The sequence below is a fragment of the Kineosporia sp. NBRC 101677 genome, assembly GCF_030269265.1.
Lineage (GTDB): Bacteria > Actinomycetota > Actinomycetes > Actinomycetales > Kineosporiaceae > Kineosporia > Kineosporia rhizophila.
This window is the reverse complement of sequence record NZ_BSTA01000011.1, coordinates 68,171-94,253: the sequence shown is the minus strand read 5'-3', so window position 1 is coordinate 94,253 and position 26,083 is coordinate 68,171. Positions and strand designations below refer to the sequence as shown.

Sequence of the window (26,083 nt, the reverse complement as noted above, 5' to 3'; positions counted from 1 at the left end):
GCGTGAACCACAGGTCACAGGTGCATCGCAGACTACTGGCCGGGCGGTCGGCCATCAGCGGAATCGCAGTTTCAGCGTGCGCACGGTGGCGACGTAGCGCCGGGTGTCGGGGAAGGTGCCGTGGCGCCGCACCGAGGCCAGGCCCTGGTAGTAGCCGGCCAGGGCGGTCTGCTCGTCGGCGCGGTGGCCGAGGGCCAGCAGGAGCACTACCCCGGCGGTGATGTTGTCCCGGGCGTCGAGCAGGTCGAGCGGGCGTCCGAGCAGCTCGCCGGCCCAGGCCCCGGCCGAGGGCTGCACCTGCATGGTGCCGATCGCGTTGGCCGGGGAGACCAGGCGCTGGTCGAAAGCCGACTCCATCGAGGCCACGGCCAGGGCCAGGGCCGGGTCGAGGCCCAGGTGCACCGCGGTCGCGCGGACCAGCCCGCGCACGGTGGCCCGGTCGGGCACGTCGGCCCGGCGCAGCGCCTCCCGGTTGGTGGCGGCGGCGCGGGTGACGGCGGCCGGGTAGGAACGGTGGGGAAGATCACCGGCCGGGATCACCTCCCCGCGGCGGGTGCGGCGCCGGCGGGCGGCCTGCTCCCGGGTGGTGTCGGGGGGCTGAGGCCGTCTTCGTTCCGGTTCGGCCGGGAGGGCGGGCAGCCGGATCAGCTGACCGGTCTTCAGGACGGCGCCGGGCCGCAGGTTGTTGGCGGCCAGGACCGAACGACCCGAACACCCGGTCGTCCGGGCCACGCTCTGCAGGTCGTCGCCCGGCTTCACCCGGTAGGCGAGGGTGGGGGCGCCGCTGGTGTCGATCGGATGCAGCCCGGTGGCCGCGGCCCGGCGCCGGGCCCGGCTGTCCTCGTCCGGGTCGGCCGCCACCAGTGCGTCGAAAAGGACCTGCAGACCGGCTGTCCGCAGAGCGGCCGTAGGGCCGGGCGCGGGCGCGGCGGCCAGGTGGGGGATCGAGTCCGGGGTGGTGCCCGGGCGGCCGAGCAGCACCAGAGGTGGGGGCGTCGGCACCGGACGGGGTGGCCCCAGGCCGACGAGTGAGGCCAGCCGGGTGCGGCGCAGCAGCATCTGCAGGCCGGGCCCGGGCCGCCGGGCCCGGTGCCGGGCGGCGGGGATCGTCGCACTGCTCGTGACCGCAGTGGTGACTCGGGAGACGTCCTCAGTCTGCTTGGCGGTTCTGGGGGTCGCCGACGGGATGACCCCGGGCGCCCGCTCGGGGACCTGCTGGCCCCGGGCCGGTCCGGGCGGTCCGGGCAGGCCGAGAAGGGCTGCGGTCGGGTCGGTCATGGGCCAGGCATCCTCTCGGTCTCGCGTTGCCCGTGCTTCGTCCTCTCACCGGGACGGCCGGGATCAGCGGTCCGTCGGGGGCCATTGTGCAACAGAGAGTAGGCAATTAGCGACGACCTGTGATGTGGGCATGTCTTCGGCCGCGCCCGGGGCGCCGGACGTGGCACGCTGGGGACGTGTCAGACACACCCCAGGAAAACAACGACGTGCTCAGCCACGGCCCGGACGGCGAGCGGGTCTGGTTGCCCCTGCCCGATGTCGCCGAGCTGATCGGCACGGATTTCGGCAAGGTCCGCCGCATGCTGCAGGAACGCGTCCTGATCGGGATGCGCCGCGGGGAACGCAAGATCATGTGCGTGCCCGCGGAGCTGATCAAGGACGGGGCCCCGCTGCCCGACCTGCAGGGCACCCTCGTGGTGCTGGCCGACTCGGGCTTCTCCGACGAGGAGGCCCTGCGCTGGCTGTTCACCGAGGACGACTACCCCGGTACCCCGGTCGACGCCCTGCGCTCCGGACACCGCAAGACCGAGGTGCGGCGCCGGGCGCAGGCTCTGGCGTTCTGAGCGTGTGGTGAGCGCGTTCTAGACGCTCGCTCGTTCGGGGTCCTCGGCCCCGGGCAGCACGATCTGCCGGTTCGCCTTCCGGGCCTTCTTGGCCCGGCGGGCGGCCGGCAGGGCCACCGCCAGCCGGCGGGTGATCGGCACCGACGCCCGCCGGGACAGCACCTGGTAGTCGATCCGCTCGACCGCGTCGAGGATCTCGCCGTACAGAGTGAACGCGGTGTACATGCAGTCCCGCGAGGTGGGGTGCAGCATGTCGATGCCCGGCTCGGCGAACGCGTAGAGCCGCCGGGTGCGCTCGATCTCGAACTTCAGCAGTTCCCGGATCATCGGCGTGACCACGCCGCCGCCGAGCGACTCCCGGGTCACCCCGAAGCTGTCCAGGTCCTCCTGCGGCAGGTAGACCCGGCCGCGCTGGAGGTCCTCGCCGACGTCGCGGATGAAGTTCGACATCTGGAAGGCCTCACCCAGGGCGCGGGCCCGGGCCGTCGCCTCCGGCGACTGCGGCTCCAGGATCGGCAGCATCTGCAGGCCGATCACCGCCGCCGACCCGTACATGTAGTGCTCCAGGTCGGCGTACGTCTGGTAGCCGGTGATCGTGGCGTCCATCTGCATGGACTCCAGGAACGCCTCGATGTGTGCCCGCGGGATGTTCCAGCGCCGCACGGTGTGCAGGGTCGCCACCGCCGCCGGGTCCTGCGGCACCGGGCCGCCGGAGAGGGCCTCGAGGAACTCCTCGCCCCAGGTCTGCAGGGCGGCCGGGTCCGGTGCGGTGAGCGAGTCGACGAACTCGTCCGCGGAGCGGGCGAACGCGTACAGCGCCCAGACGTAGGGGCGCTTCTCCGGCGGCAGCAGCATCGACGCCAGGTAGTACGTCTTGCCGTGCTCCGCGTTGACCCGGCGGCACGCCTCGTAGGCCGCTCGCAGCTTCTGGTCGCCGATCTTCGCGGCGTCCAGGGCCCGGTCGGTCATCCGTGGCATCTGTACCTCACCTGTCTCATCGTTCCCCCGAAGTCACAAGATTCACTGGACCGGAGACTAACCGGCTCACCCCCGGGGCACGACCCGCAACGGTTCCGGCAGGGCGGCCAGGTTCTCCAGCGTCACGTCGAAGAGCCGCTGCTGCAGCTGCCGGATGTCGGCCACCACGGCCGCCCGGTCGTCGAGGATCTGCCCGCTGACCTCGCCGAGACGCTCGGCCAGGGCCGGCTCGTCCACCGCGACGCCCCACTGCGGCCGCTCGATGTCGGCCAGGAAGTAGGTGAGCTTGGGGTGCGAGACCAGGCTGACGATCGGGGTCCCGCAGCCGAACGGGATCATCCCGGCGTGCCCCCGCATCCCGACCACCAGCGCGGCCCGCCGGTAGGTGGTGTGGATCTGGGCGACCGTCATGTTGTACATCGGGATCACCGGCAGGGTCAGGCCGTGCTCGCGACGCAGGTCGACGACCAGGTTCTCGTCGTCCACGCAGTGCGCCGCGTAGTGCACCTCGGCCCGGTGCCGGGTGGCCAGGACCCAGTCGCGGATGCCCTCCAGGAACCGGGCGTAGCCCTCGCCGAAGCGCCGCTCGGACCGGTCGTAGGCACAGTTCAGCAGCACCGGCCCGGACTCGCCGAGGTCGCCGGGCGTCTCCCAGGCCGGGCCGCCCAGGTGTGCGGTGACCGTGGTCGGGCAGGGCTGCCAGCGCACCTTCGCGGCCAGTTCGGCCGGCAGCATCTCGCGCACCCGCTCGATCGAGCCGGAGTTGCGCAGCCCGACGAACGAGGCCTTCTCCACCAGGGTGCGCAGCGAACCGGCGAACCGGTCGCCGTGGAAACCCTGACCCTGGAACGTGTTGTAGCCGACCGCCCAGACCACCAGCGGCACCCGGATCCGGCGCAGCATCTCGTCGGTGACGTTCCACTGCCAGCCGGAGTTGCCGTTCGGCGCGGTGTCCGGCAGGAACAGCCCGCCGCCGCCGAGCACCAGCCCGTCGCCCGCGTTGACCTGGGCCAGCCGCTGCTCGTCGAAGAGCTGGTGCACGTGCACGTCCCACCAGCGCGGGAAGGACTGCGGCTTCTTCAGGGCCCGCTTGGCCAGACCGGCGCGGGGCTGCGGTTCGTACTCCAGGTCGAACCCGCGCCGGACCGAGTCGACCAGGCCCAGGTCGCCGGCGTTGCCGTGCGGGTCGGCGTGGAACGCGGCGTGCGCCAGCATGCCGCTGGTGTCGCCCACCGCGTTCGCCGTCGTCTCGGCCCGCTCGTTGCGGCGCAGCTGGATCCGGCAGCCCCGGTTGGACGGGTCCAGGCCCAGACCCTCAAGGGCGTACTCCCGGCCCCGCACGTGGTCGTGCCGCACCCAGGCGATCTCGGAGAGCTTGGCCAGGGCGCCGGGCGCCTGGACCGGGTCGGCGGCCGCCAGGTGCAGGTGGGCGCAGGCGGCCGGGTAGTCGGACACTGCGGCCAGGCTGAGCCCGGCTTCCAGGTGCACCGCGGCGGGGACGCCGGCCGGCGGGGAGTCGGGCAGGCCGGTGCGGGCCAGCTCGGCCGCCTCCCCGAACCGGCCCTCCTTGCGCAGCCGGGCCAGGCGGACGTTCAGCGGGGTCTCGGCCACGGTCAGGGGAGCCGGGAGCTCGTCGGTGGAGCGGGTGGTCATCGGACTCCGATCGCGTGCTCGTCGAGCCGCTCCAGGCGGGGGGTGAGCCAGGAGAGCTCGGTCCGGCCGAAGTCTTCCTCGGGGTGGAAACCGACCAGGTCGACGCTCTCGCACACGGCCAGGACGTCGAGCAGACGGATCAGCTGGTAGGCGTCGGTGACGTCGTCGGTCGGGGCCTCGCCCGGCGCCGGCGCGGCGGCGGCCTCGGCGGGCCGGGGGAGCTCGGCGACCGGATGGCGCACCGGCCGGCGCAGCACCTTCTCGGCCACCGCGTGCTGCTTGCCCGGGACCAGGTGGGTCCGCAGCCCGGTGACCCAGTCGCGCGGGTCGTCGGCCAGGATCATCCGCAGCCAGGCCGGGGTGTCCCAGCCGTCGGTGGCGTCGTGCCGGATGACCTGGAAGTCGGTGCGGCTGCCGCCGTCACCGGGCACGTTGCCGGCCGCCCCGAACCGCACCACCACGTCGTAGCCGTCGACCCGCTCGCCCAGGCCGGTGTCCAGCAGACGGTGCCGCACCGGGGTGACCAGGCAGACCCGGCTGCCGGTGAGGCGCTGGCGCAGGTCGTTGAGCCGCAGCACGACCAGGTTGCGGGCGGCGTCCTCGTCGAGCGGGGCGGGCTGCAGCCGGGCCTCGCGGCGCCAGCGGATCGCGTGGTGCAGCACGTCCTGCGTCTCGGGCCGGGCCAGCTCGGCCATCGGCAGCGCACTGGTCGCGGCGGCGAGCCGGGCCACGGCATCGTCCAGCCGGCGCCGCGGGGTGGGCCGTTCCAGCAGCTCCAGCGTCGGCCCGGCCTCGTCCGGCAGGGGCACCCGGGCCTTGCGCGCCGCGTTCAGCCGGGCGGCCAGCCGGGCCCGCTGGTCGTCGCGCTCCTGCAGCCGCCGGACCCGCTCGACCACGCCGAGCCGGTCGCCGTGGGTGATGTTCAGGTAGGACTGGTGGGCCTGCACCGCGGTGGCCAGGTCGCCGGTGCCCTCGGCGGCCAGGGCCCGCTGCCGCCAGGCGGCCCGGGAACCCGGCCGGGACGCCACGATCACCTCGGTGATCTCCAGGGTGAGCTGCGGGGCCCGGGCCCGGGCGGCCTCGGCGCAGCGCAGCAGCTGCTCGACCAGGCCGGGCACGGCGTCGGCCCAGGCCCGCTCGCCGGAGGTGATCGCGGCCGAGCCCGGCGCCCGCATCAGGGCCTGCACCGACTCGCCGATCGCGTCGAGCTGGGTGCGGACGTGCTCGGGCAGGTCGTCCCGCCCCCCGGACTCGGTCCAGCTCGCGACGGCGGCCAGGAACGGCGCGTTCAGCTTCCGCGCCACATGGGCCTGCAGGGCCCGGATCTCGGCCTCTTCCCGGGCCAGCCGGGCCGCCTCGAGCTGGGCGGCCCGGCGTTCGGCCCGGGCCTGCGCCCGGGCCTCGGCCAGGGCGCGCGGCGTCAGCTTCTCGAGCTTCTCGAGCTTGCCGAGGAGGGTCATCGGCGACCTCCGGAACGGGTCTGGTGGGAGCAGGCGGTCGGGCGCACGCGCAGAGACTACCGGTGTGACCGGACAGTCACTTTCCGTGGCCGAGGGTGACGCCTCTCAGCGCCAGGCCCGGGAGGCGTACACCGGATCGGGCCCGGTGATCCGCTCCGCCGCCAGGCGCCCGGAGACCAGCACCATCGGCACACCGACCCCGGGCTGTGTGCCCGAACCGGTGAACACCACGTTCTCGCCCCAGAGGTTGCCCGGGCGGAACGGGCCGGTCTGGAAGAACGAGTGGGCGGAGGCGAACGGCGCCCCGCGCTCCATCCCGCGCTCGGCCCACTCCAGGGGCGTGGTGACGTCCTCCACCTCGATCGAGTCGGCGAAACCGCTGTAGCCGCGCGAGTCGAGCATCGACAGGACGTGCTCGCGGTAGACCGGCCCGACCCGCTTCCAGTCGATCGGGGCGTCCAGGTTCGGCGTCGGGAACAGCACGTAGTGGATGTGCCGGTTCGCCGGGGCCAGCCGGGCGTCCGAGATCGTGGGATTGCTGACCAGGAACGACGGGTCGCTCATCAGCCGGCCGGAGGTCAGCTCCTCGAAAGTGCCCTTCCAGGAACCGCCGAAGTGCACGTTGTGGTGGGCCGCGCCGGGCCAGGACTGCCGGGTGCCGGCCAGCATCAGGTAGCACGACGGCGAGTACTTCAGCCGGCGCACGGTCAGCGGGGTCTTGCCCAGCAGGTCGCGGTAGGCGACCGGCAGGTCGGGGTTGAGCACCACGACGTCGGCCGGGATGCGCTCGCCGTCGGCGGTGAGCACGGCGACGGCCCGGCCGCCCTTGTGCTCGACCTTGGTGACCTCGGTGCCGTAGCGGAACTCCACCCCGTGCCGCTGGGCCGCGGCCGCCATGGCGGTGGGCACCGCGGCCATACCCCCGGCCGCGGTGAAGACCCCCGCCACCGAGTCCATGTAGGCGATCACCGAGTACAACGCCATCGCGTCGTAGGGCGACAGACCCGCGTACAGAGCCTGGAACGAGTAGATCCGCTGGGTGCGGTCGTCCTTCAGGTACTGCCCGACCTTGGGCGCCATCCGCCGGAACCCGCCGATCGCGGCCAGCTTGGCCAGGTTCAGGGTGACCAGGTCCAGCGGGGAGTCGATGTTGCGGTCGATGAAGTCCCGCATCTCGTACTTGTACAGCCGGGAGACGAACTTCACGTACTGCCGGAAGCCGCCGGCCTCGTCCGGCCCGATCTTGTTCTCGATCTCCTCGGTCATCGCGTCGACGTCGGAGTGCACGTCGATCGTGGTGCCGTCGGCGAAGCTGGTCCGGTAGAGCGGGTCGATCGGCTTCAGGTTGAGCCAGTCGGCCATGTCCTCGCCGAGCGCGTCGAAGCAGTCGGCGATCAGGTCGGGCATGGTCAGCACGGTCGGGCCCGGGTCGAAGCGGTACTCCCCGTTGCCGCCGGGCGCCTGGATCGAGCGCACCGCGGCCCGCCCGCCCGGCACCAGGTCACGTTCCAGCACGATGATGCGGCGCCCGGTGCGGGCCAGCCGCATCGCGGTGGACAGGCCGGCCAGGCCGGCGCCGACGATCACCACGGTGTCGGTCGGCCCGGAAACGGTACGCGGGCCCTTACGGCCGGCGAGCAGAGCGGCAGGGGCGAAACGCTGGCCCAGAGAGTTGGTCACCGGCACCCGGATCACCGTACCCGGGTGGTCGCGGCGACCACGAGGCCGGTCAGCACGTCACGGGCCGGGCCGTCGGCCAGTTCGGCCCCGGCCAGCGCCTCCTCGGCCCGGGCGGAGGAGCGGGCGATCATCTCCTCGATCCCGGCGAGCGCGCCGGTGCCGACGATGATCTCGCGCAGCGTCTCCACCCCGGTCTCGTCCAGGCCCGGATCCCCCAGCAGCCGGTTCACGGTGGCGGTCTGCGCCGCGGTGGCGTGCTGCAGGGTGCGGCCGACCAGGACGGTGCGCTTGCCCTCACGCAGGTCGTCGCCGGCCGGCTTGCCGGTCGTGCCCGGGTCGCCGAACACGCCCAGCACGTCGTCGCGCAGCTGAAAGGCCTCGCCCAGGGCCAGGCCGAACTCCGAGTACACGGCCAGCAGGCGCTCGTCGGCCCCGGCCGCGCTCGCGCCGATCAGCAGCGGGTGCTCCACCGAGTACTTCGCGCTCTTGAACCGCACCACCCGCAGCGCGCGCTCGACCATCGCCTGCGGGTCGCTCTGGGGGGCCACCTGGCTGAGCACGTCCAGGTACTGGCCGCCCAGCAGTTCGGTGCGCATCTGGTCGAACATCGGCCGGGCCCGGCCGAGCTGCTCCGCGGACAGGCCGCTGGCGGTGAACAGCTCCTCGGTCCAGACCAGGCACAGGTCGCCGGTCAGCACGGCGCCGGCCAGGCCGAAGGCCGCCGGGTCGCCCTGCCAGCCCTGCTCGGTGTGCAGGCTCTCGAACTGCTTGTGCACCGCGGGCATCCCCCGGCGCAGGTCGGAGGCGTCGATCAGGTCGTCGTGGATCAGCGCGGCGGCCTGGAACAGCTCCAGCGAGGCGGCCGCGTTCACCGCGGCGGGGCAGTTCTCGCCGCCGGCGCCACGCCAGCCCCAGTAGAGGAAGGCCGGGCGCAGGCGTTTGCCGGCGCTGGTCATCGAGGTGATCCGGTCGAGGACCTGGACGCACTCCGGGGCGATGTCGGCGAGGGCGGCCGAGCGCAGGGCGAGGAACTCCCTCAGCGCCATGTCCACCCGCTCCCGCAGGTCCTCGGCCTGCAGGGGATGGCGGCCGGGGGCCGGGGCGAGCGACGTCATGCTGACGGGACCTCGTTTCGTTCCTGCTGGCGACCCGGTGTCCGTACCGGGTTCGGGCCCGGTCCGTGGTGGCCGGGAGCCCACCTTCTCAGGTCTGACGACCGGTTGCGCGTCGGTAGGGGCGACAGCCCCGGAACAACGCCGCCTTCCGTCCCGGACCGTCCCAAAACGACCGGCTCGCACGAGCCGGACGTCCGTGACCGAGGAGGTCACCGACGTCCATTGTTCGGTCTGGGCCCTAAGAGATCGGATCGGTACCCGGCTGTGGTGCCCCGGACCCGTAAACTCGTACCCATGGCTCAGGACCGATCGGCAGCTGGCTCCCCGTTGCACGAGCAGCTGCAGGCACTCATCGCGGCGAAGCGCCCGTCGATCTCGTTCGAGTTCTTCCCGCCGAAGACCGACGAGGCGGAGGCGGTGCTCTGGCAGTCGATCCGCCGGCTGGAACCGCTCAACCCGACCTTCGTGTCGGTCACCTACGGGGCCGGCGGCTCGAGCCGGGACCGCACCACGCGGGTCACCCAGCGCATCGCGCAGGACACCACGCTGACCCCGATGGCGCACCTGACCTGTGTCGGCGCCAGCCTGGCCGACCTGCGCGGGGTGATCGCCGACTACGCGGCCGCCGGGGTGAAGAACGTGCTGGTGGTGCGGGGCGACCCGGCGGGCGGCCCGCGGGCCGAGTGGGTGCAGCACGAGGGCGGGCCGCGCTACGCGGTCGAACTCGTGAAACTGGTCCGTGAGCTGGGCAACTTCAGTGTGGGGGTGGCTGCGTTCCCGGACATCCACCCGGCCAGCGCCGACCTCGACGCCGACGCCCGGGTGCTCGCGATGAAGGCGGAGGCGGGGGCGCAGTTCGCGATCACCCAGATGTTCTTCCGCCCGCAGGCCTACTTCGACCTGGTCGAGCGGGCGGCCTCGCTGGGCTGCACGATGCCGATCATCCCGGGGGTCATGCCGGTGACGAACGTGCGCCAGGTGGAGCGGATCGCCGAGCTCACCGGGGTGGCCCTGCCCGCCGAGGTGGTCGAGCGGCTGCACGCGGTGGCGGACGAGCCGGCCGCGGTGCGGCAGGTGGGCGTGGAGATCGCTACCGAGCTGTGCCAGGAGCTGTTGCAGGGTGGCGCGCCCGGGCTGCACTTCATCACGATGAACCGCTCGACGGCGACGCTCGAGGTGGCGGAGGCTTTGGGGCTGACGGCGCGGGTCTAGCTGCCTTTGTCTGAAGACGTCGGTGGGCCTGTGCGGTGCGTAGGTCGGCGGTTGCGGGGGTAGCGGATGACTGATCCCGAGCCGGAGTTCGGTGACTGGTCCTCCCTGCACGGTGATGCCTCGCCCACCGGGATCGTGGGTGCCTGGCTGCGTTTCGTGTACATGGTGGCCAGGCCCCTGGTCCGGTTGGGGGTCTCGCCGAACGCGGTCACCCTGGCGGGACTCGTGCTGGGCGTAGGCGCGCTGTGGCCGGCCGGTGCCGGATCCCGCTGGCCCCTGCTGGCTGCGGCTCTGATCGGTGTCTCTGCGCTCCTCGACGGTCTGGACGGCGCTGTCGCGGTGCTTTCGGACAAGGTCACCGAGCTGGGCAGACGTCTGGACCACGTCTGCGACCGCACCACGGAAGTCGGCTTCGCCGTATGCCTCTGGCTGGCCGGCGGTCTGCTGCCCTGGTCCCTCGCCGGGGCCCTGCTCGCTCTGATTCATGAGGGCGTGCGGTCGTGGGCGCGTAGCCGGGGGGTGACCTCGATCGGGGTGGTCACGGTGTCCGAACGCCCTACGCGAGTTCTGGTCTCGGCCATGTTCGTGCTGGCCGCCGGGGTGTATCCGGAGTCGGCGGCAGACTGGGCGACCATGGGCGGGATCGTGCTTACGGGGGCGGGGCTTCTAGGGCTGGGGCAGCTGATTCTGGCTATGCGGCGGGCTTTCTCGGAGTAGCGGTCTGTACGAAGCGGGATTTGTCCACAGAAGACGCTCTGGGCGGGCTTCAGCCGGTGGGTTCTGGCCAGGCTCGGTTGCATGGAGAAGGAACCGGCCCGCCCCGGCCCGATCTACGACCGGGTGATGCGGCGGCTCGTCGAGAACGATCTGCGGGGATTCTGCGACTGGATCGGGGTGCCGTGGGAGGGGATACCCGCTGTGCTGCCGGGGGTTTTCGCAGCCGAGACGCTGAGTGTGGACCTGCTGGTCCGGACCGGCGCCGAACGCATGCTGCACACCGAGTACATGAGAACCCCCACGCCCGACGTGCCGGGCCGGATGATGCTCTACCGGGCTCAGATCATGCGCCGCTACCCGGGGGTTCGGCTCACTCAGGTGGCGGTGGTGCTGGGGGAGGGGCGGCTGCGGTCGGCCGACGACCCGGAGAACGGGTTCTCGGCCGGGATCCGCACGATCTACCTGCGGGAGACCGACCCGGAGCAGCTCCTGGCGATTCCTGATCTCGCACCCCTGGCGGTGCTGGCGCGGGGGAGCCGGGCCGAGCGGGGAAGCCGGTTCGCGCAGACACTGGAGCTGATCCGCAAGCAGCCGGAGGAGCGGCAGGCCGGGCTGTACGAGGCCGCGGTGACATTGGCGGCGATCACGCTGGACCGGGCTACGATCGGAAACATCGGGAAGGAGATGGGTGTGAGCATCGACGAGGTGGTCAGCTTCTACGACGACACCGTGATCGGCGAGGCGCTGAAGGCGCGTGGCCGGGAACAAGGTCGGGAGCAGGGCCGGGAACAGGGTGTCGCCCAGACTCTGCTGGCGTTGTTGAGCAGCCGTTTCGGTGACCGGCCGGGCCTGCCGGACCTGGCGGACGAACTGGCCCGGTCCGGCTCGGTGGAAGCCGTGGTGCGGGCGATCGGCGAGGCGGCCGAGCCGGAGGACGTGGCTCACCGCATGCTCGGCTAGAGCCTTTCCGGCAGGCCCGCCGATCAGGTGCTTCCGATCAGGCCTGTCCGATGAGGTCTTTCTGATCAGGCCTTTCCGATGAGGTCGGCGACGATGGCGGCCGACAGCCCGACCAGGGGCAGGCCGCCGCCCGGGTGCGACGAGCCTCCGACCAGGAAGAGCCCGGGAACGGGGCTGCGGTTGGCGGGGCGCAGGAAGGCCGAGCGGGCGCCGTTGCTGCTGGAGCCGTAGATCGCCCCTCCGGTCGAGCGGGTGTTCCGCTCCAGGTCGGCCGGGGTCCGGATCTCTTTCCAGAGCAGGCGTTCCCGTACGTCCAGACCACGCCGGGCCATCACGTCGAGGATCTTCTCGGCGTAGGAGGCGGCCAGACCGGGTTGGTCCCAGTCCATCCCCGATCCCGGGTCGTGCCGGGGAGCGTTGACGAGGACGAACCAGGCTTCGTGGTCGTCGTCCGGGCGAAGCTCCGGATCGTCCGGTGCGCTGATGTAGACCGTGGGATCGGGCACCGGAGAAGGTCTGCCGGACTGCCGGCCGGTGCCGAACACGTGGTCGAACTCGGCGTCGTAGTCGGACGGGAAGAGCACGGTGTGATGCCGGAGCCCCGGGGTGCGCCCGCGCAGCGCCAGGAGCATGACGAATCCGGAGAGCGAAGGCGAGGCCTTGGCGAGCGCGCGGCGGCCCCGATCGCCTTCGGACCCGGGCAGCAGATCGCGATAGAGGTGGGCGGCCTCGACGCCGGAGACCACCACGTCGGCCGGCAGGGTCTCACCGCTCTCCAGTTGCACGCCCTCCACCTTCGGTGCGGCGAGCACCCGGGAGACCGGCGCCGAGGTGCGGATCTTGACCCCGCGTGAAACCGCCCGGTCGGTGATGGCGGCCCCGAGACGCCAGAGGCCACCAGGGATGTACCAGGCGCCGAAAGCGTGTTCCACGAAAGGAATCGTGGCCAGGGCCGCCGGTGCCCGCCGGGGGTCGGACCCGGTGTAGGTGGCGTAGCGGTCGAGGAACATCCGCTGCTCGGGTGCCTGCAGGTACTTACGGCCGAGGTCGCGGAGGCTGAGCCAGGGCGCGACCGTGCGCACGTCGGCCGGATTGCGGGCCAGGCCGAGCAGGGTGCGCACGCCCTCGAGCGGGGACTCCAGGAAGGGGTCGCGCGTCAGGTCCCAGATCCGGGCGGAGCGCTGATGGAAAGCGCTCCAGTCCCGCCCCGCCTTCTCACCCAGGGCTGCGGCCCAGGCCCGGGAGACTCCGGCCGGGCCGGTGTTCGGCAGGTCGAACTCCAGACCGCCGGGGAAGCGGTAGTGGCAGGTCGGGTCGAGCGGAACCAGTTCGAGCTCGTCGTCCAGCGGGCGGCCGGTCTTGAGGAAGAGGTCCCGATAGACCGCGGGCAGCGTGACCAGGCTGGGGCCGGTGTCGAAGGCGAAGCCTTCGCGGCGTAGCAGCCCGAGCTTGCCGCCGACCTGCGCGGCCTGCTCCACCACGGTCACCTGGTGCCCCAGCGCCCCGAGCCGGGCCGCGGCCGAGAGCCCGCCGAGCCCGGCGCCGATCACCACCACCTTGGCCACGTCAGTACTCCTCGGCCGGGTCGGCCGGTTCCACCTCGTGCGCTCGGCGCCGGGCCGGGGCGATGGACCGGCCGCGCCAGGACAGTTCGCCCCGGCCCTGTGCCCTGAGCGACCGGGCGACCAGCGAGCCGAACACCGCGATCGATGCCGGGTGGGCGAAGGCGTCGGGCAAGGACCGTCCGCCGGTGCGTTCGGCGACGAGATAACGGCCGACCACGCCGGCCAGGTACCCACCGAAGCCGGTGAGGGATCCGGTGAGCGCGGCCACCGGCGGGACCAGATAGACCACGCCGAGCCCGGCGACCACCGCCCCGGCCCCGGCCCTGGACCCGAACGCCGACCACAGTGATTTGGTGTAGCCGTCGCGCAGTTCCGGCCAGCTGCCGTACATCCGGCAGACCGCGAGCCCGGTGCCGTCGACCACCCCGCCGTGGCCGCCGGCCGCCTTGACCGCGCGAAGCAGGGCAATGTCGTCCAGCACGGCGCTGCGTACGGAATCCGCAGCGTGCCCGCCGCTGTCGCGATAGGCGTTGGCGTCGAGCACGAGGAACTGGCCGTTGGCCGCGGCCAGGCTGCCGCGGGGCGAGCGCTCGGCCAGGCCCAAGGGCAGGGTGGTGAGCCAGGACCACTGCAGGAGCGGCTGAACCAGACGCTCGGCGGGGGTGTCGGTCAGCTGCCGGGGGTAGGGGGAGACGAGTTGCAGGCCGGACTCCCGGAGCAGATCCACGGCCGCGGCAAGGGCGTGCGGGGCGAACCGGACGTCGGCATCCACGAAGACGAGCACCGATCCGGAGGCCGCCTGGGCCCCGGCGGCGCAGGCGTGGGACTTGCCCAGCCATCCCGGTGACAGCTCACCGGCCTCGATCAGGCGAACGCGTGGGTCACCGGCCGCGGTCCGCCGCACGATGTCGGCGGTGCCGTCGGTGGAGCCGTCGTCGACGACGACGATCTCCAGGTCGGGGATCCGGATCTGGTCGAGAAGGGAGGCCAGGCAGGGCGCGACCCGGTCGGCCTCGTCACGGACGGGCAGCACCACCGAGACCCGCTCGCGGACTTCGGTGGGATCGCAGGTGGGACGTCGCAGGGCGCGCAGATTGAACGCAGTGTGGACGGTGAGACCCACCGCGGCCAGGCTCCCGGCGCGCACGAGCCCTCGCCAGATCTTCTCGGGGGCACGACGGCTTTTCTGGGGGCCACGACGGCCGGAGCGGGTCTCGTTCCGCTCGGGCCCTGGCGTGTTGGACACCCGGGCGGAGGTCCGGTTCCGCACCTGAAGGTCGGTCAGAGTCACTCGTGCCCGCCGTTCCGCGCTGATCCTGCGGTGAGATTGTCTGTGCTGGTGGGGCTGTCGCTGGTGGAACTGGTGCGGGTGGAGCTGTCACTGGTGGAGGTGCCGGTGGAACTGATGCCGGTGGAACTGATGCCGGTGGAACTGGTGCCGGTGGAACTGGTGCCGGTGGAACTGGTGCCGGTGGAACTGGTGCCGGTGGAACTGGTGCCGGTGGAAAAGGCGCTGGTTCTTGCGGAGGTGGCGCCCGGCGAGCCCGGAGCCGTGTCGGGCGCCGATTTCTCAGAGAGCTGTTGCCGCTCTTGCCCCGGCGGGCTGGCAGCGGCCAGTCGGCGCAGATAGGGCAGCATGGTCAGGCCCATCACGAGCCCGCCGTAGAGCGCCACCCAGGGACGGCCGAAGAAGAGCAGATTGCCCACTGCCGAACCCAGCCAGGTCCAGGTGAGTACGGCGGCTGCGGGCCATTCCCAGGTGGGGTGGTGGCGCGGCCGGTCGGGCAGCGCCCGGTCCAGGGCGGCGATCATCACCAGCGCGACCAGCACCCAGCCCGCGAAGTTGGTCAGTGGGATGCCGGGCACCCCAGGCAGATGCGGAGTGGGGTGAGCGAAACGCCAGGCGTCCTGGGCGATCATCTGCGGGTCGAGGTACAGGTCCCAGGAAGCAAGCGTGATTCCGCCGAGCAGGACGGTACGGATCCGGCTGGTACTCCCGTCCGGACGGGCAGCCAGTCGACGGCCGAGCAGGAGCGCCGGATAGGCGATCATCGTCCAGGCGATCGGTACCAGCAGCGGCACTTCGGCAAGTTTCAGGCCCAGCTGGCCGGTGTACACGTACTCGCCGAACGGATAACCGGTCCTGACTCCCACGGCCTCGGCCAGCAGGCCGATGCCACCGGCGACCAGGAACAGGACCGCGGCGTGCGCCGCGCTCCACCGGAGCGCGGCGTGCAGCACCCCGGCCGAGGTCAGCAGCACCACGCTGACCACCGTGACCACGCGAAGAACGGTGCCGGAGGTGAGCGGGTAGCTGATCTGGGTGAGGATGCCGGCCACCAGCAGCGCGGCGACGATACGCCCGGGGAGATCGGAAGTCCCCGTTCCCCTGGCCCGGCCCGGCCACCCTGCTCGCCGGCCCCGCTCGGCCCGCTCGGCCCGGTCGGCCCGGTCGGCCCCCGGGACCCGAACCCCGGCGGGCCCGGCCGTGGGGGTCTCGGGTGCCGTCGGTTGCTTGCTCACTGCTTTCACCGCCCGCTCGGATCGTGAGTCGTGGTAGGTCCGGGCGAAGGGCTGCCCGGGACCGGAGAGGTGGAGACGATCGTGTCGCCTTGGAAGCCACCCAGGGTTCCGCTCACCGAGTGAACGGCGAACCGGGCGAAAAGCTCTTCCGAGTACCAACGCTCAGGTTCGGTACGGCGGACCACATCGACGTGGACCGGGCGGCGGTAGGCGAAATCGTTCAAGGCGGACGACGAGTCCCACAGGGAGAAGGTGCCCTGCAGGCCGATCGGTGCCTCCCCGATGCCGAACGCCAGGCGCAGTCCGGAGACCGTGGCCAGATCTGTGGAGACCGGCGGTACCGCCCGCCAGAACGAAAGTGCCCGGCTGGGCCGTAGGCGGGCTCGGGTGATCGAGGCCACTGCAGTGTCCGTTCCGGGCTTCTGCTGCGGTGACCCGAAAGGCTCGGTGCGGGCCCAGCGCCCTCTGCTGGAGAGCGGGCTCATCGTGATCTCCAGGCGCTCGGTGGCGATGTCGTTCCACCCCCGGTGCACCCGGCTCTTCTCGAACGCGGCAGCCTGGACGGGGCTTTCCCAGACGGTCAGGAGCCCCCAGTGCCGCGGGTCGGCGTCGCGCACGGTGAAGGTGCGCCCGTCGCCGGTACCGAGGAGCTTGGCGAAACGCAGCCCGGGGACACCGCGCAGTGGAAGGCGGTCGAGACCCATCCGGAGCAGGGCCGACGGCACCCGGGCGAGTGAAACACCCCAGACAGTGAGCACTACATACGTCATGGCCGCCTCACCACCTGTTCCGCCGGAGTCGTCATCCTGCCCTCTCCATCACCTGCCGCAACCCTACGCGGAGGGACCGACAGTCTTGCGACGGGCGTAATCTGCCCAGGTGCAGGCAGCGACGGACGTGCAGGTGGTGCCCTACGCGATCGGGATGACCGACCGGTTCAGAGGCATCACGGTGCGAGAAGGGGTCCTGTTGTCCGGCCCACGGGGATGGGGGGAGTTCTGCCCCTTCCCCGAGTACGACGACGTGGTGGCGTCCCGCTGGCTGGCCACGGCCGTCGAGGCGTGCACCGTCGGATGGCCGGACCCTGTCCGCGAGGCGATCCCGGTCAACTGCATCGTGCCCGCCGTCCCCCCTGAACGCGCTGCCGAACTGGTGCTGGCCTCGGGCTGCGCCACGGCGAAGGTCAAGGTGGCGGACCGGCCGGACTCGCTGGCCGAGGATGTTGCGCGGGTGGAGGCGGTGCGGTCGGCGCTCGGCCCGGACGGTGCGATCCGGGTGGACGCGAACACGCGCTGGGACGCGGACCAGGCCGTGCGCGCGCTGCGTCACCTGATCAGGGCGGCGGGGGAGCTGGAGTACGCCGAGCAGCCCTGTCGAACGGTGGAGGAACTGGCCGAGGTACGCCGGCGGGTCGATGTCAGGATTGCGGCGGACGAGTCGATCCGGCAGGCGGCCGACCCGACGAGGGTCCCGCTCGCCGAGGCCGCAGACGTGGCGGTGATCAAGTGCACTCCTCTGGGCGGAGTGCGGCGGGCGCTCGAGGTGGCTGAATCCACCGGGCTCCCGTGCGTGGTCTCCTCCGCGCTGGAGACCAGCATCGGTCTGGCCGCACAGGTGGCTCTGGCGGCCGCGCTGCCGGAGCTGCCGTTCGCCTGCGGGCTCGGCACGGTGTCGTTGTTCGTCGAGGACGTCGTTCGACCGGACGATTCCCTGCGCCCGGAAAGAGGTTTCATCCGGGTTCCGGCGAGCCCGCCGGTTCCGGACCCGGCCGCCCTGGCCTCGGTGGCGATGACCGACCGGGCCCGGAGGGACTGGTGGCGGGCCCGGCTGGCCCGGGCGGTCGAAGGCCTGCCCGACCCGGCCGGTGCGCCGTCGGCGTGGCGTAGCGCCTGATCTGGCCGAATGCGGCCGGCAGTTCGGGGCGGGGCGCACTGCTGCCTGCAATTCTTACGCTGAGTCAGCAGGCGAATGCTCAGCGTCGCCAGAATGATGGTCCGGTTGCGGTTGACGGACTCCCGGGAAGCCGGTGTACATTCGAACTGTTCGAACATCTGTTCGAACGGGCTTGCCAGGGATCACAGCGCGCCGGCTGCCCCTGGTGAGTAGGTCGATGACGAGGTGAACTCGACCCCACCTCGTCGTCGACCGTCCCGGTGTCATGTCTCACCGATCCGTGGAACGGGGAACCTCGGATCGGTGATCGCCCGTCTTCCCCCGGGCCCGGTCGTTCCGCGTGGCCTTCGCGTGGCACGCCGGTTCAGCGTCAGTTTCAGTCGGCACGTCGGACTCCAGTCGGCAGCGGTAGCGGGAAGCGCAGGTGTTGAGCGAAATGGCTCGTCGGGTGAGCGAACTGGTCGATGTCCGGGTCGTCCAGGAGGCAGGGGACGCGCCGATGGCCTTCCTCTGGCGCGGTCGTCTCTATGTGGTGCGTGAAGTGCTCGGGCACTGGCGAGAGCGGCGCGACTGGTGGTCCACCGCCGCCGCGCGGGCCCTGCACGGTGACGAGCGATCGGCTGATCGGCCGGCCACCTCCCCGGAAGGGCCGTCGTTCGCGGTCTGGTCCGGGGAATCCGGCGGATCCTCGGGGGAACTGCCCGGCGGGGTGCCCGGTGGCACTCGGGGGACTGTGGCTGAACGGCGGCAGGGGCCGTCCGATCATCCGCACCGGCCGCACGAAAGGCATTACGGCGGTGGGCAACGCCGTTCGCACGGACGTCAGGGGGCTGGAGAACCGGTTGGTGAAGTGCGTCAGAGCGCCGGAGGTCATGACGACACCGGCAAGGCGGAGCGGTCCCAGGAGTTCCTGCGCGACACCGAGTGTGAGGTGTGGCGGGTAGAGGCGAGCACCGGCCGGGCATTCGGCAACGGTGTGTACGACCTCTCCCGTACACCGTCCTCGACGTCGGCGGCGGATTCGTGGCGTCTGCTCCAGGTCGCCGATTGAGTACGTCGCGGTTCCGGGTCTGATCAGCATGACCGATCCGGGAAGCGGTTCGGGGCCGAAGGAATCCGGTCCCTCGCAGTCCAGGGCCAGGAAGGCCGAGAAGGCAGAAACGGATGAGAGCGCACCGGATCCGGTGCCGCCTCCTTCGCAGTCTCCCCGCCCCATCCGCTCCGGTGATGTTCCCGATCGTCCCGTTGTACCCGTTCGTCCGTCCGAACGTCCTGAACGCCTTGACCAAGAGGAGGCCGACATGTCGGCGACCACTCTGGCCCGGCCGCCCGTCTCGACCGCGGCCCGGATGCTGCTCGACCGTTCCCGTTCCGGTCTGACGCAGGCCTGCGCCTCACGCACCGCGTCGGAGCGCTACGTCACGGCGCACCTCGCGGCACTGAGGTCTGCAGCCGCCGTGCTGGCGGTCCGCAGCCGTCCCGGTGGTCGCGGCGGGCCGCGCAGCGTCTGGGAAGTGCTGCCCCGCGTGGCACCCGAACTGGGTGAGTGGGCCTCGTACTTCGCTGCCACCGCTTCTCGCCGGGCCGCGATCGACGCCGGCCGTACCGCCGTCGTCAGCGCTGCCGACGCGGACGACCTGCTTCGTGATGCCGAGGCTTTCCACCACCTGGTCGAGTCCACGCTCGGTCTGCCCTACCAGCAGGTTCTTCCGATGACCCTGCCGAGCTGCGAATGACCACGAGATGCCGCACCGCTTCACCCATCTGCACGTCGCCTCGGGGTACTCCCTCCGCTACGGCGCCTCCAGCCCGCGTCAACTGGTCGACCAGGCCGTAGCCGAAGGTCTGACCTCACTCGCCCTGACCGATCGCGACGGGCTGTACGGAGCGATCAAGTTCGCCGGGGCGTGCCAGGAGGCAGGCATCACGCCTGCCCTCGGGGTGGACCTGGCCGTCGAATCGGTGCTGTCACCAGGAAGTCAGCGGAACCCGCCCAAGGACGGCCGGGGAATGCGGGTAGGCAGCTGGGAGAAATCGGCGGAGGGGTTTGGTCAAGGTGCTGTTGCCGACCGCGGAAATTTGGCGATCGGCAGGCGGATTGGTGTTCTGGAAGACCCTAAGGCAACCGTCGAGGGGGTTGGCCAGTTCGGAGAGGGCGGTCAGCGCGGCGGGGTAGAAGGTGGCCGCGGAGACCTGGCGGAGGGAAGCCTGGCGGAGGGAAGCCTGGCGGAGGGAAGCCTGGCGGAGGGAAGCCTGGCGGAGGGAAGCCTGGCGGGGGAAGGCCGGGCAGGCGGGGACCCGGAAGGGGAAGGCCTGGCGGGGAAAGGCCGGGCAAGCGAGGAGCGGACAGGGGAAAGCCTGGCAGGCAATGACCAGGCAGGGCGAGACGCGGTTGTGCTGGGCGCGGTGGGACGAAGAACGGCGTGGAAAAATGCGGCTGGGCAAGGCGTGGGGCGGGGCGCGGTCGGGCGGGGCGCGGCAGGGAGAGAAGCATCTGGGCAAGGTGCGCTGAGCCAAAGCCGAGGTGTGCTGGGGCAAAGCGCGGCGGAGCACGAAGCGGATGGGCAGGGCGCGGCAACGAGCGACTCGGCCGAAGACGGCCTGGCACCGGCATGGGCGGCAGGTGAAGCGACGGGCCGATCTGGCCCGGGTCGTCTGGCCGGCCTAACCCGTGAGCTGCCCTCCGTCGGCAGCCGGTTCGACCCGGCTTTCGCCGGACTGCCGGCGTCAGCAGGACTGCCGGCGTCAGCGGAACTGCCTGCGGAACTGCCAGCGTCAACGGGGTTGCCAGCCTCAGCCGGACTGCGGGCATCAGCGGGACTTACGGCACCGACGACCCTGACAGCACCAGCGGGACTTACAGCACCAACGACCCTGACGGCACCAGCAACGTTGCTGGCGCCAGCAGGGCGAACATCGTCAGCAAGGCCGACACTGTCAGCAGGACTACTACCGTCAGCAGGACTACCGGAACCCGCTCGCCGGGTGCCGGTGCGGGGCGGTGCCAGCGTGGACCCTCGTCTTCCCCGGGTCACCGTGCTGGCGCTGGCCTCCGGCCCTGGCACCGGACTGCAGCCGGGCCAGGGCTGGGGACGCCTCTGCCGTCTGGTCACGGCCACCCACCTGCGGGGCGAGCGGGGGCAGCCGGTCAGTACGGCCGCCCTGATCGCCGAGCACGCCCAGGCCGAGGGCGTGCCCGCGCTCACGGTCCTGCTCGGGCCGGACTCGGAGTACGGGCGCGCGGTCCTCGCCGGACGTGCGGATCTTGCCCGGGCCGTGCTGGAGCACTGGCGGGCTCTGCTGCCGCCGGCCTGCCTCGCGGTGGAGATCGTGTACCACCGTGGCCCGCAAGGGACTCCGGGCAGCCTCGGTCACGCGGTGCGCATGCTCAACCTGGCCCGTCAGGTCGGTGTCCCGACTGTCCTGACCAACGCCGTCCGGCACGCCACCCCCGACGGCGCGGTCACGGTCGACGTGCTCGACGCGGCCCGCCGGCTGGTCGCCATCGACTCCCGTCACCTCGACCGCACCACCAGCGAGGGCTACCTCACCGGGGAGGCCGAGATGGCTCTGCGTGCTCACGAGATCGCCGAGGCCGCAGGAGATCTCGGTCTGGCCGGGCAGCTGCTCGCGCTGACCGAGTCGCTGGCCTCACGCTGTCTCATGCCGAACTCCTTCCAGGAGCTCGGGCTCAACGCGGCCCACCTGCCCGAGCCCGAGGTGCTCGGCCTGGACGGCAAGGACCCCGGTGCCGAGCTGGAACGACGCTGCCGCGCCCAGGTCCGCACCCGCTACCCGCGGGCGAGCCGGCGGGAGGCCGAGCGGATCGAGGAGCGGCTGCAGGAGGAGCTCGACCTGGTCCAGTTCCTCGGCATCCCCGTCTACTTCCTCACCATCGCCAAGGTCTGCGACCTGATCCGGGACATGGGCGTACGCGTCGCGGCCCGGGGCTCCGGTGCGGGCAGCCTGATCAACTACCTGCTCGGCATCTCCGGCGTCGACCCGCTCCGGCACGACCTCCTGATGGAACGGTTCGCCACCCGGCTGCGCGTCCAGCTGCCCGACGTCGACCTGGACGTCGAGTCCGACCGCCGCACCGAGGTCTACGAGAAGCTGCTCGAGGTCTTCGGCGGCGACCGGGTCAGCTGCGTCTCGATGATGGACACCTACCGGGCCCGTCACGCCATCCGCGACGTCGGCGCGGTCCTGGGCATGCCCCCGGGCGAGGTCGACACCATCGCCAAGTCCTTCCCGCACATCCGGGCCCGTGACGTCCGATCGGCCATCGCCGAACTGCCCGAACTCCGTGCCTCCGGCCTCGGGCACCCGCGGCTCGGAATGCTCTTCGACCTCGTCGAACAGCTCGACGGTCTGCCCCGGCACATCGCCCTGCACCCCTGCGGGGTGCTGGTCTCCGACCGCGGGCTGCTCGACCGCACCCCGGTCGAGGCGAGCTGGATGGGCTTCCCGATGAGCCAGTTCGACAAGGACGACGTCGAGTTCCTCGGCCTGCTCAAGCTCGACATCCTCGGCATCCGCATGCAGTCGGCGATGTCCTACGCGGTCTCCGAGATCGCCCGGGTGGACGGGGCCGACGCGGTCACGGCCGGCCGGCATGACGCGACCGCGGACTACATCGACGCCGACGGCCGGATCGAGCTCGACGCCGTGCCGCACGACGACCCGGCCACGTTCGCGCTGATCCAGAGCACCCGTACGCTCGGCTGCTTCCAGATCGAGTCGCCCGGCCAGCGTGAGCTGGTGGGCAAGTTCGCCCCGGAGACCTTCCACGACCTGATCGTCGACATCTCGCTGTTCCGGCCCGGCCCGGTGAAGTCCGACATGGTCACCCCCTTCCTGCGGGCCCGGCAGGGCTGGACCGAGCCCGAGTACCTGCACCCCGCGCTCCGCCCGGTGCTCGAGGGCACCTGCGGTGTGGTCGTCTTCCACGAGCAGGTGCTGGAGATCGTCAGCATCGCCACCGGCTGCGACCTGGCCGAGGCCGACGAGTTCCGGCGGGCGATGGGCGTCCCGGCCAAGGCGGAGAGCAACGAGCGGTGGTTCCGCCACTACGCGGCCGCCCGCCGCGACCCGGACGGCGGGCGAACTTTCGACGACGACGCGGTCGAGCGGATCTGGGCCGTGCTCAAGGCCTTCGCCTCGTTCGGGTTCTGCAAGGCGCACGCCGCGGCCTTCGCCCTGCCCACCTACCAGTCGGCCTGGCTGAAGGCGCACCATCCGGCGGCGTTCCTGGCCGGCGTGCTCACCCACGATCCCGGCATGTACCCGAAGCGCCTGATCCTCGACGACGCGCGTAATTTCGGGATCAAAGTGCTCCCGCTCGACGTGAACCGCTCCGACGGCACCTACCGGGTGGAACGTCTGGAAGAGGACGCCGAAGAAACCCCGGAAACGATGGACGGGTCACAGGTCACCAGGGCGGGGGGCACGGCAGGGTCTGCCGTCGCGCTTCCGGACGGCAGTTCCTACGGCATCCGGCTCGCCCTGGCCGAGGTGAAGGGGATCAGCGCCGCCGAGGTGGAACGGGTGATGGCCAATCGTCCCTACCACTCGTTGTCCGACTTCTGGCACCGCGCAAGGATTTCCCGCCCGATCGTGGAACGGCTCGTCATCACCGGCGCCTTCGACTCCCTCTACGGCCTGGGCGATGCACTGCCGGTGCAGCCTCGAAACAGCAGCACCCGCCGTGACCTCCTGCTCCAGCTCGCCGACCTCGAACGCTGGAGCCGTTCGGTGGAGAACGGTGGGCCCCGCAGGCGACGTGGCCGGGAGCCGGAGCCGGCCGGCCAGGATCCCCAGGACCCGGAGAACGGAGACAGCAGCGGCGTCCGCCGCGCAGCAGCCCGGCAGTCCCGTTCGGCCGCGCCCGTGCTCTCGGCCGAGGACCAGTCCGTGCAGCTTGCCCTCGACCTCGGGGACGCGCCGGACCGGATCGTCCCCAGCGGTCTGCCGGAGATGACCAGCGCCGAGCGCACCCGGGCCGAGCTGGAGGTACTGGGCCTGGACGCGAGCCGTCATGTGCTGGAGTTCTACGAGCCGATGCTGAACGCGCTCGCAGTCACCCGGGCGCGTGACGTCAGAGGGCGCCGGAGCCGGGCGGAGATCCTTGTGGCGGGTGTGAAGGTGGCCACCCAGACCCCGCCGATCCGGACCGGTCGCCGCGTCGTCTTCCTCACCCTGGACGACTCGACCGGCCCGGTGGACGCGACCTTCTTCGAAGACGTCCAGGGCCCGTACGCGGGCACGGTGTTCCACTCCTGGCTCTTGGTGGTTCGGGGGGTGCTCCGTAAGACCGGAAGACGGGGGGTGTCACTTCGGGCAACGGGGGCCTGGGAACTGCCTGTGCTCTGGGAGGTCTGGGTGGAGTCCGGGCTGGAGGGCGTGCTGCAGATCCTGCACGCCGACGAGCCCACCGAACGCCACGCCCGCCGCCCGTTGCCTTCCGGACTGCCGGCTACCGCTTTTCACGCCGGGATGGTTCCGGCCGACGCCGGTGGGCCGACTCCCGGCCGTGTCCTGGGAGTCAGCCGCGACGACGGTGCGCTGCCAGGGGCCGAGCCCATCGACTGGGAAGCGCCCAGCGGCCTACCTAGTGGAGACCGGGACAAGGGAGGAATACCGATCCCCGGCGCGCCCGGCCGCCTCCGTGGCGCGGACGAGTCCCGGCCTGCCGCAGAGAACCAGGGGCAAGGCGAGGAAAGAGGGCGCAGGGTGCTCGTGCATCCCAGCGGGTTCCGGCAGTCGCCCTATGCCGATCTGCGCCCTCCAGGGGGCGACACCAAGGAGACCCGCCGGATGATGGCGGCCGAGCAGGAGTCCGTCCAGGAGGAGCGCCGTCGTCGCGAGGAGAAACGCAAGGGAAGAACTGAAGACGACGCGGGGCGCCTTGGGGGAGGCGGGACCCAGAGCCGCAGTGCGGATGCCTGGCGGTCTTATGGGGACACCCGAGACCAGGAGGGCCAGCCTGAGGAGAGTCAGCCTGGGGAGGGGCGGCACGGGGAGGAGGCCCGCCGGCGTCGTGAGCCTCCCCGCAAGCTCTGGCACTCCAGCCCCGGGAGCTCCGGCCGATGACTCGGCGCACCTTCCGCCGGGTCGGCTCCGGCCTCTCCGGCGACGATTCCGGCTGCATGATCCTGCACGCCGACATGGATGCCTTCTACGCCTCGGTGGAGCTGATCGACCGGCCCGAACTGCGTGGGCTCCCGGTCATCGTCGGCGGCGGCGGGCGCTCGGTCGTGCTCTCCGCCACCTACGAGGCCCGGCGCAGCGGCGTGCATGCGGCCATGCCCATGGGGCGCGCCCGCCGGCTCTGTCCCGAGGCCGTGGTGATCGAACCCGACCACGACCGCTACGCGGAGGTCTCGCGCGGCGTCATGGAGGTCTTCCGGGCCGTCACCCCGCTCGTGGAGCCGCTGAGCCTGGACGAGGCCTTCATCGACGTCTCCGGGGCGGTCCGGCGGATGGGCCCGCCCACCCGGATCGCCGGCCTGATCCGCGACCGGATCGCCGACGAGCAGCGGATCACCTGCTCGGTCGGGATCGCCTCGACCAAGTTCGTGGCCAAGCTGGCTTCCGGTCAGGCCAAGCCGGACGGGGTTCTGGTGGTCCCGCGCGACGAGACGGTCACCTTCCTCCACAGCCTGCCGGTCGGCGCACTGTGGGGAGTGGGGGAGAAGACCGAGGAGGCGCTACGCCGGCTGGGGCTGCTGACGGTGGCCGACATCGCTCATACTCCGGCCGCGACCCTGCGGCGCGCGCTCGGCGAGGCGGTGGGCGGGCAGCTCCACGACCTCGCCTGGGGGCTTGATCCCCGCCCGGTGGTGCCCCAGCAACCCGAAAAGAGCATCGGCAACGAAGAGACTTTCCGCACAGACGTCGACGACCCCGAAGTGGTAGGCCGCGAGCTCCTGCGGCTCAGCGAGCGGGTCGCGGCCCGGTCCCGGTCCGCCGGGCTGGCCGGCCGGACGGTCGTGATCAAGGTCAGATTCGCCGACTTCAGCACGATCACCCGCTCGCGCACACTGCCCGAGCACACCGACCTGGCCCGGGTGATCTATTCCACGGCGTTGGAGCTGTATCTGCGCCTGGGTCTCGAGCGCGCTCGATTACGGCTGGTCGGAGTGCGTTTGGAAGGGCTCACCGAGGCCCACCGGGGGCACCACCAGCTGGCCCTGGACGAGCGGTCGCACGGGTGGCGGGAGGCCGAGCGGGCGGTCGACCGGGCCAGCGCCCGCTTCGGTGCCGGGGCGGTCCGGCCCGCCAGCCTGGTGGCGCAACCTGCCTCGGAGGAGGACACTGCGCGACCACGTCAGGCCCCCCGGTCCACCCCCGCACGTGCTCCCGGCCGCTATCAAGCCCTACCTCCGGACGGCCGAGAATGAGGAGACCATCCGGGTGGGATAGCCGATCGGCTTTCGCGGTAGGCGAGTGCGACCTATTCTGTGACCATCGCCGGAACGCATGTG

20 protein-coding genes and 1 pseudogene are annotated in these 26,083 nt (G+C 71.7%); 10 read left to right on the top strand and 11 right to left on the bottom strand.

The genetic code is table 11. The features are described from left to right. Nucleotides 1-54: 54 nt before the first annotated feature. Nucleotides 55-1,278 (bottom strand): lytic transglycosylase domain-containing protein, encoded by a 1,224-nt coding sequence (locus QSK18_RS27695; protein ID WP_232812942.1) that lies wholly within the window; start codon nt 1,276-1,278, stop codon nt 55-57. A 206-nt stretch (nt 1,279-1,484) separates the two neighbouring features. On the opposite strand from QSK18_RS27695, the gene QSK18_RS27690 reads away from it, so the two are divergent. Beyond that, nucleotides 1,485-1,841 (top strand): Rv2175c family DNA-binding protein, encoded by a 357-nt coding sequence (locus tag QSK18_RS27690; RefSeq protein WP_352396670.1) that lies wholly within the window; start codon nt 1,485-1,487, stop codon nt 1,839-1,841. An 18-nt stretch (nt 1,842-1,859) separates the two neighbouring features. On the opposite strand, the gene QSK18_RS27685 is transcribed toward QSK18_RS27690, so the two are convergent. From QSK18_RS27685 to QSK18_RS27665, 5 genes are all read right to left on the bottom strand, one after another. Then, nucleotides 1,860-2,810: a phytoene/squalene synthase family protein gene (locus QSK18_RS27685; protein ID WP_285625034.1), complete on the bottom strand. Its 951-nt coding sequence runs from the start codon at nt 2,808-2,810 to the stop codon at nt 1,860-1,862. Nucleotides 2,811-2,885: 75 nt separating this feature from the next. Next, nucleotides 2,886-4,472, bottom strand: a complete 1,587-nt coding sequence (locus QSK18_RS27680) for a polysaccharide pyruvyl transferase family protein (RefSeq protein WP_285625031.1) — start codon at nt 4,470-4,472, stop codon at nt 2,886-2,888. Then, a complete protein-coding gene (locus tag QSK18_RS27675; protein WP_285625028.1) occupies nt 4,469-5,932 on the bottom strand; it encodes a glycosyltransferase family 29 protein in 1,464 nt (487 codons plus the stop codon). Before QSK18_RS27675 ends, QSK18_RS27680 begins: the two co-directional genes overlap by 4 nt. Nucleotides 5,933-6,037: 105 nt before the next feature. Continuing rightward, on the bottom strand, nt 6,038-7,573 hold the full coding sequence (gene crtI, locus QSK18_RS27670) for a phytoene desaturase family protein (protein WP_352396669.1): 1,536 nt from the start codon (nt 7,571-7,573) through the stop codon (nt 6,038-6,040). Nucleotides 7,574-7,623: 50 nt separating this feature from the next. Continuing rightward, nucleotides 7,624-8,727, bottom strand: a complete 1,104-nt coding sequence (locus tag QSK18_RS27665) for a polyprenyl synthetase family protein (RefSeq protein WP_285625024.1) — start codon at nt 8,725-8,727, stop codon at nt 7,624-7,626. Nucleotides 8,728-9,021: 294 nt separating this feature from the next. Here QSK18_RS27665 and metF point away from each other — a divergent pair, with 294 nt between their 5' ends. From metF to QSK18_RS27650, 3 genes are all read left to right on the top strand, one after another. Further along, nucleotides 9,022-9,939, top strand: coding sequence for a methylenetetrahydrofolate reductase [NAD(P)H] (gene metF / locus QSK18_RS27660; RefSeq protein WP_232812949.1), 918 nt, complete (start codon nt 9,022-9,024; stop codon nt 9,937-9,939). Nucleotides 9,940-10,005: 66 nt separating this feature from the next. After that, nucleotides 10,006-10,656, top strand: coding sequence for a CDP-alcohol phosphatidyltransferase family protein (locus QSK18_RS27655; protein ID WP_232812950.1), 651 nt, complete (start codon nt 10,006-10,008; stop codon nt 10,654-10,656). A gap of 81 nt (nt 10,657-10,737) precedes the next feature. After that, nucleotides 10,738-11,616, top strand: a complete 879-nt coding sequence (locus QSK18_RS27650; protein ID WP_285625018.1) for an RpnC/YadD family protein — start codon at nt 10,738-10,740, stop codon at nt 11,614-11,616. A gap of 65 nt (nt 11,617-11,681) precedes the next feature. On the opposite strand, the gene QSK18_RS27645 is transcribed toward QSK18_RS27650, so the two are convergent. The 4 genes from QSK18_RS27645 to QSK18_RS27630 are packed head-to-tail and all read right to left on the bottom strand — an operon-like array spanning nt 11,682 to nt 16,474. Next, nucleotides 11,682-13,181, bottom strand: coding sequence for a phytoene desaturase family protein (locus QSK18_RS27645; protein ID WP_285625015.1), 1,500 nt, complete (start codon nt 13,179-13,181; stop codon nt 11,682-11,684). A 1-nt stretch (nt 13,182) separates the two neighbouring features. Continuing rightward, entirely contained in the window at nt 13,183-14,451 is a 1,269-nt protein-coding gene (locus QSK18_RS27640) for a glycosyltransferase family 2 protein (protein ID WP_285625012.1), read from the bottom strand. Nucleotides 14,452-14,468: 17 nt separating this feature from the next. Then, the gene (locus QSK18_RS27635; RefSeq protein ID WP_285625009.1) at nt 14,469-15,704 is read right to left on the bottom strand and encodes a carotenoid biosynthesis protein; all 1,236 of its coding nucleotides are present in this window, start codon (nt 15,702-15,704) and stop codon (nt 14,469-14,471) included. A gap of 5 nt (nt 15,705-15,709) precedes the next feature. Beyond that, nucleotides 15,710-16,474: a monooxygenase gene (locus tag QSK18_RS27630; protein WP_232812955.1), complete on the bottom strand. Its 765-nt coding sequence runs from the start codon at nt 16,472-16,474 to the stop codon at nt 15,710-15,712. Between the two features lie 109 nt (nt 16,475-16,583). Here QSK18_RS27630 and QSK18_RS27625 point away from each other — a divergent pair, with 109 nt between their 5' ends. The 4 genes and pseudogenes from QSK18_RS27625 to QSK18_RS36075 all read left to right on the top strand — a co-directional run. Further along, complete coding sequence (locus tag QSK18_RS27625; RefSeq protein ID WP_285625004.1) at nt 16,584-17,597, top strand: o-succinylbenzoate synthase; 1,014 nt, start codon at nt 16,584-16,586, stop codon at nt 17,595-17,597. 436 nt (nt 17,598-18,033) lie between these two features. Next, nucleotides 18,034-18,648, top strand: coding sequence for a DUF6504 family protein (locus QSK18_RS27620; RefSeq protein ID WP_285625001.1), 615 nt, complete (start codon nt 18,034-18,036; stop codon nt 18,646-18,648). 250 nt (nt 18,649-18,898) lie between these two features. Beyond that, nucleotides 18,899-19,333, top strand: a complete 435-nt coding sequence (locus QSK18_RS27615; RefSeq protein WP_232812958.1) for an SAV_6107 family HEPN domain-containing protein — start codon at nt 18,899-18,901, stop codon at nt 19,331-19,333. A gap of 7 nt (nt 19,334-19,340) precedes the next feature. Next, nucleotides 19,341-19,544, top strand: a pseudogene (locus QSK18_RS36075) (PHP domain-containing protein); the annotation flags it as partial. Between the two features lie 21 nt (nt 19,545-19,565). Here the strand turns inward: QSK18_RS36075 and QSK18_RS36070 are convergent. Beyond that, entirely contained in the window at nt 19,566-20,150 is a 585-nt protein-coding gene (locus tag QSK18_RS36070; RefSeq protein WP_352396668.1) for a pentapeptide repeat-containing protein, read from the bottom strand. A gap of 456 nt (nt 20,151-20,606) precedes the next feature. Between QSK18_RS36070 and dnaE the strand changes: the two genes are divergently transcribed. Both dnaE and dinB read left to right on the top strand, forming a co-directional pair. After that, nucleotides 20,607-24,689 (top strand): DNA polymerase III subunit alpha, encoded by a 4,083-nt coding sequence (dnaE, locus tag QSK18_RS27610; protein WP_285624996.1) that lies wholly within the window; start codon nt 20,607-20,609, stop codon nt 24,687-24,689. Continuing rightward, complete coding sequence (dinB, locus tag QSK18_RS27605; RefSeq protein WP_232812960.1) at nt 24,686-25,999, top strand: DNA polymerase IV; 1,314 nt, start codon at nt 24,686-24,688, stop codon at nt 25,997-25,999. The genes dnaE and dinB overlap by 4 nt, the downstream gene beginning before the upstream one ends. Nucleotides 26,000-26,083: the final 84 nt, after the last annotated feature.

Bases quoted from the DNA above. Each gene is read 5' to 3' on its own strand.
- QSK18_RS27695 (WP_232812942.1), bottom strand. From the start codon at position 1,278: ATGACCGACCCGACCGCAGCCCTTCTCGGCCTGCCCGGACCGCCCGGA.
- QSK18_RS27685 (WP_285625034.1), bottom strand. From the start codon at position 2,810: ATGACCGACCGGGCCCTGGACGCCGCGAAGATCGGCGACCAGAAGCTG.
- QSK18_RS27680 (WP_285625031.1), bottom strand. From the start codon at position 4,472: ATGACCACCCGCTCCACCGACGAGCTCCCGGCTCCCCTGACCGTGGCC.
- QSK18_RS27675 (WP_285625028.1), bottom strand. From the start codon at position 5,932: ATGACCCTCCTCGGCAAGCTCGAGAAGCTCGAGAAGCTGACGCCGCGC.
- QSK18_RS27665 (WP_285625024.1), bottom strand. From the start codon at position 8,727: ATGACGTCGCTCGCCCCGGCCCCCGGCCGCCATCCCCTGCAGGCCGAG.
- metF (WP_232812949.1), top strand. From the start codon at position 9,022: ATGGCTCAGGACCGATCGGCAGCTGGCTCCCCGTTGCACGAGCAGCTG.
- QSK18_RS27655 (WP_232812950.1), top strand. From the start codon at position 10,006: ATGACTGATCCCGAGCCGGAGTTCGGTGACTGGTCCTCCCTGCACGGT.
- QSK18_RS27650 (WP_285625018.1), top strand. From the start codon at position 10,738: ATGGAGAAGGAACCGGCCCGCCCCGGCCCGATCTACGACCGGGTGATG.
- QSK18_RS27630 (WP_232812955.1), bottom strand. From the start codon at position 16,474: ATGACGTATGTAGTGCTCACTGTCTGGGGTGTTTCACTCGCCCGGGTG.
- QSK18_RS27620 (WP_285625001.1), top strand. From the start codon at position 18,034: ATGGCTCGTCGGGTGAGCGAACTGGTCGATGTCCGGGTCGTCCAGGAG.
- QSK18_RS27615 (WP_232812958.1), top strand. From the start codon at position 18,899: ATGTCGGCGACCACTCTGGCCCGGCCGCCCGTCTCGACCGCGGCCCGG.
- dinB (WP_232812960.1), top strand. From the start codon at position 24,686: ATGACTCGGCGCACCTTCCGCCGGGTCGGCTCCGGCCTCTCCGGCGAC.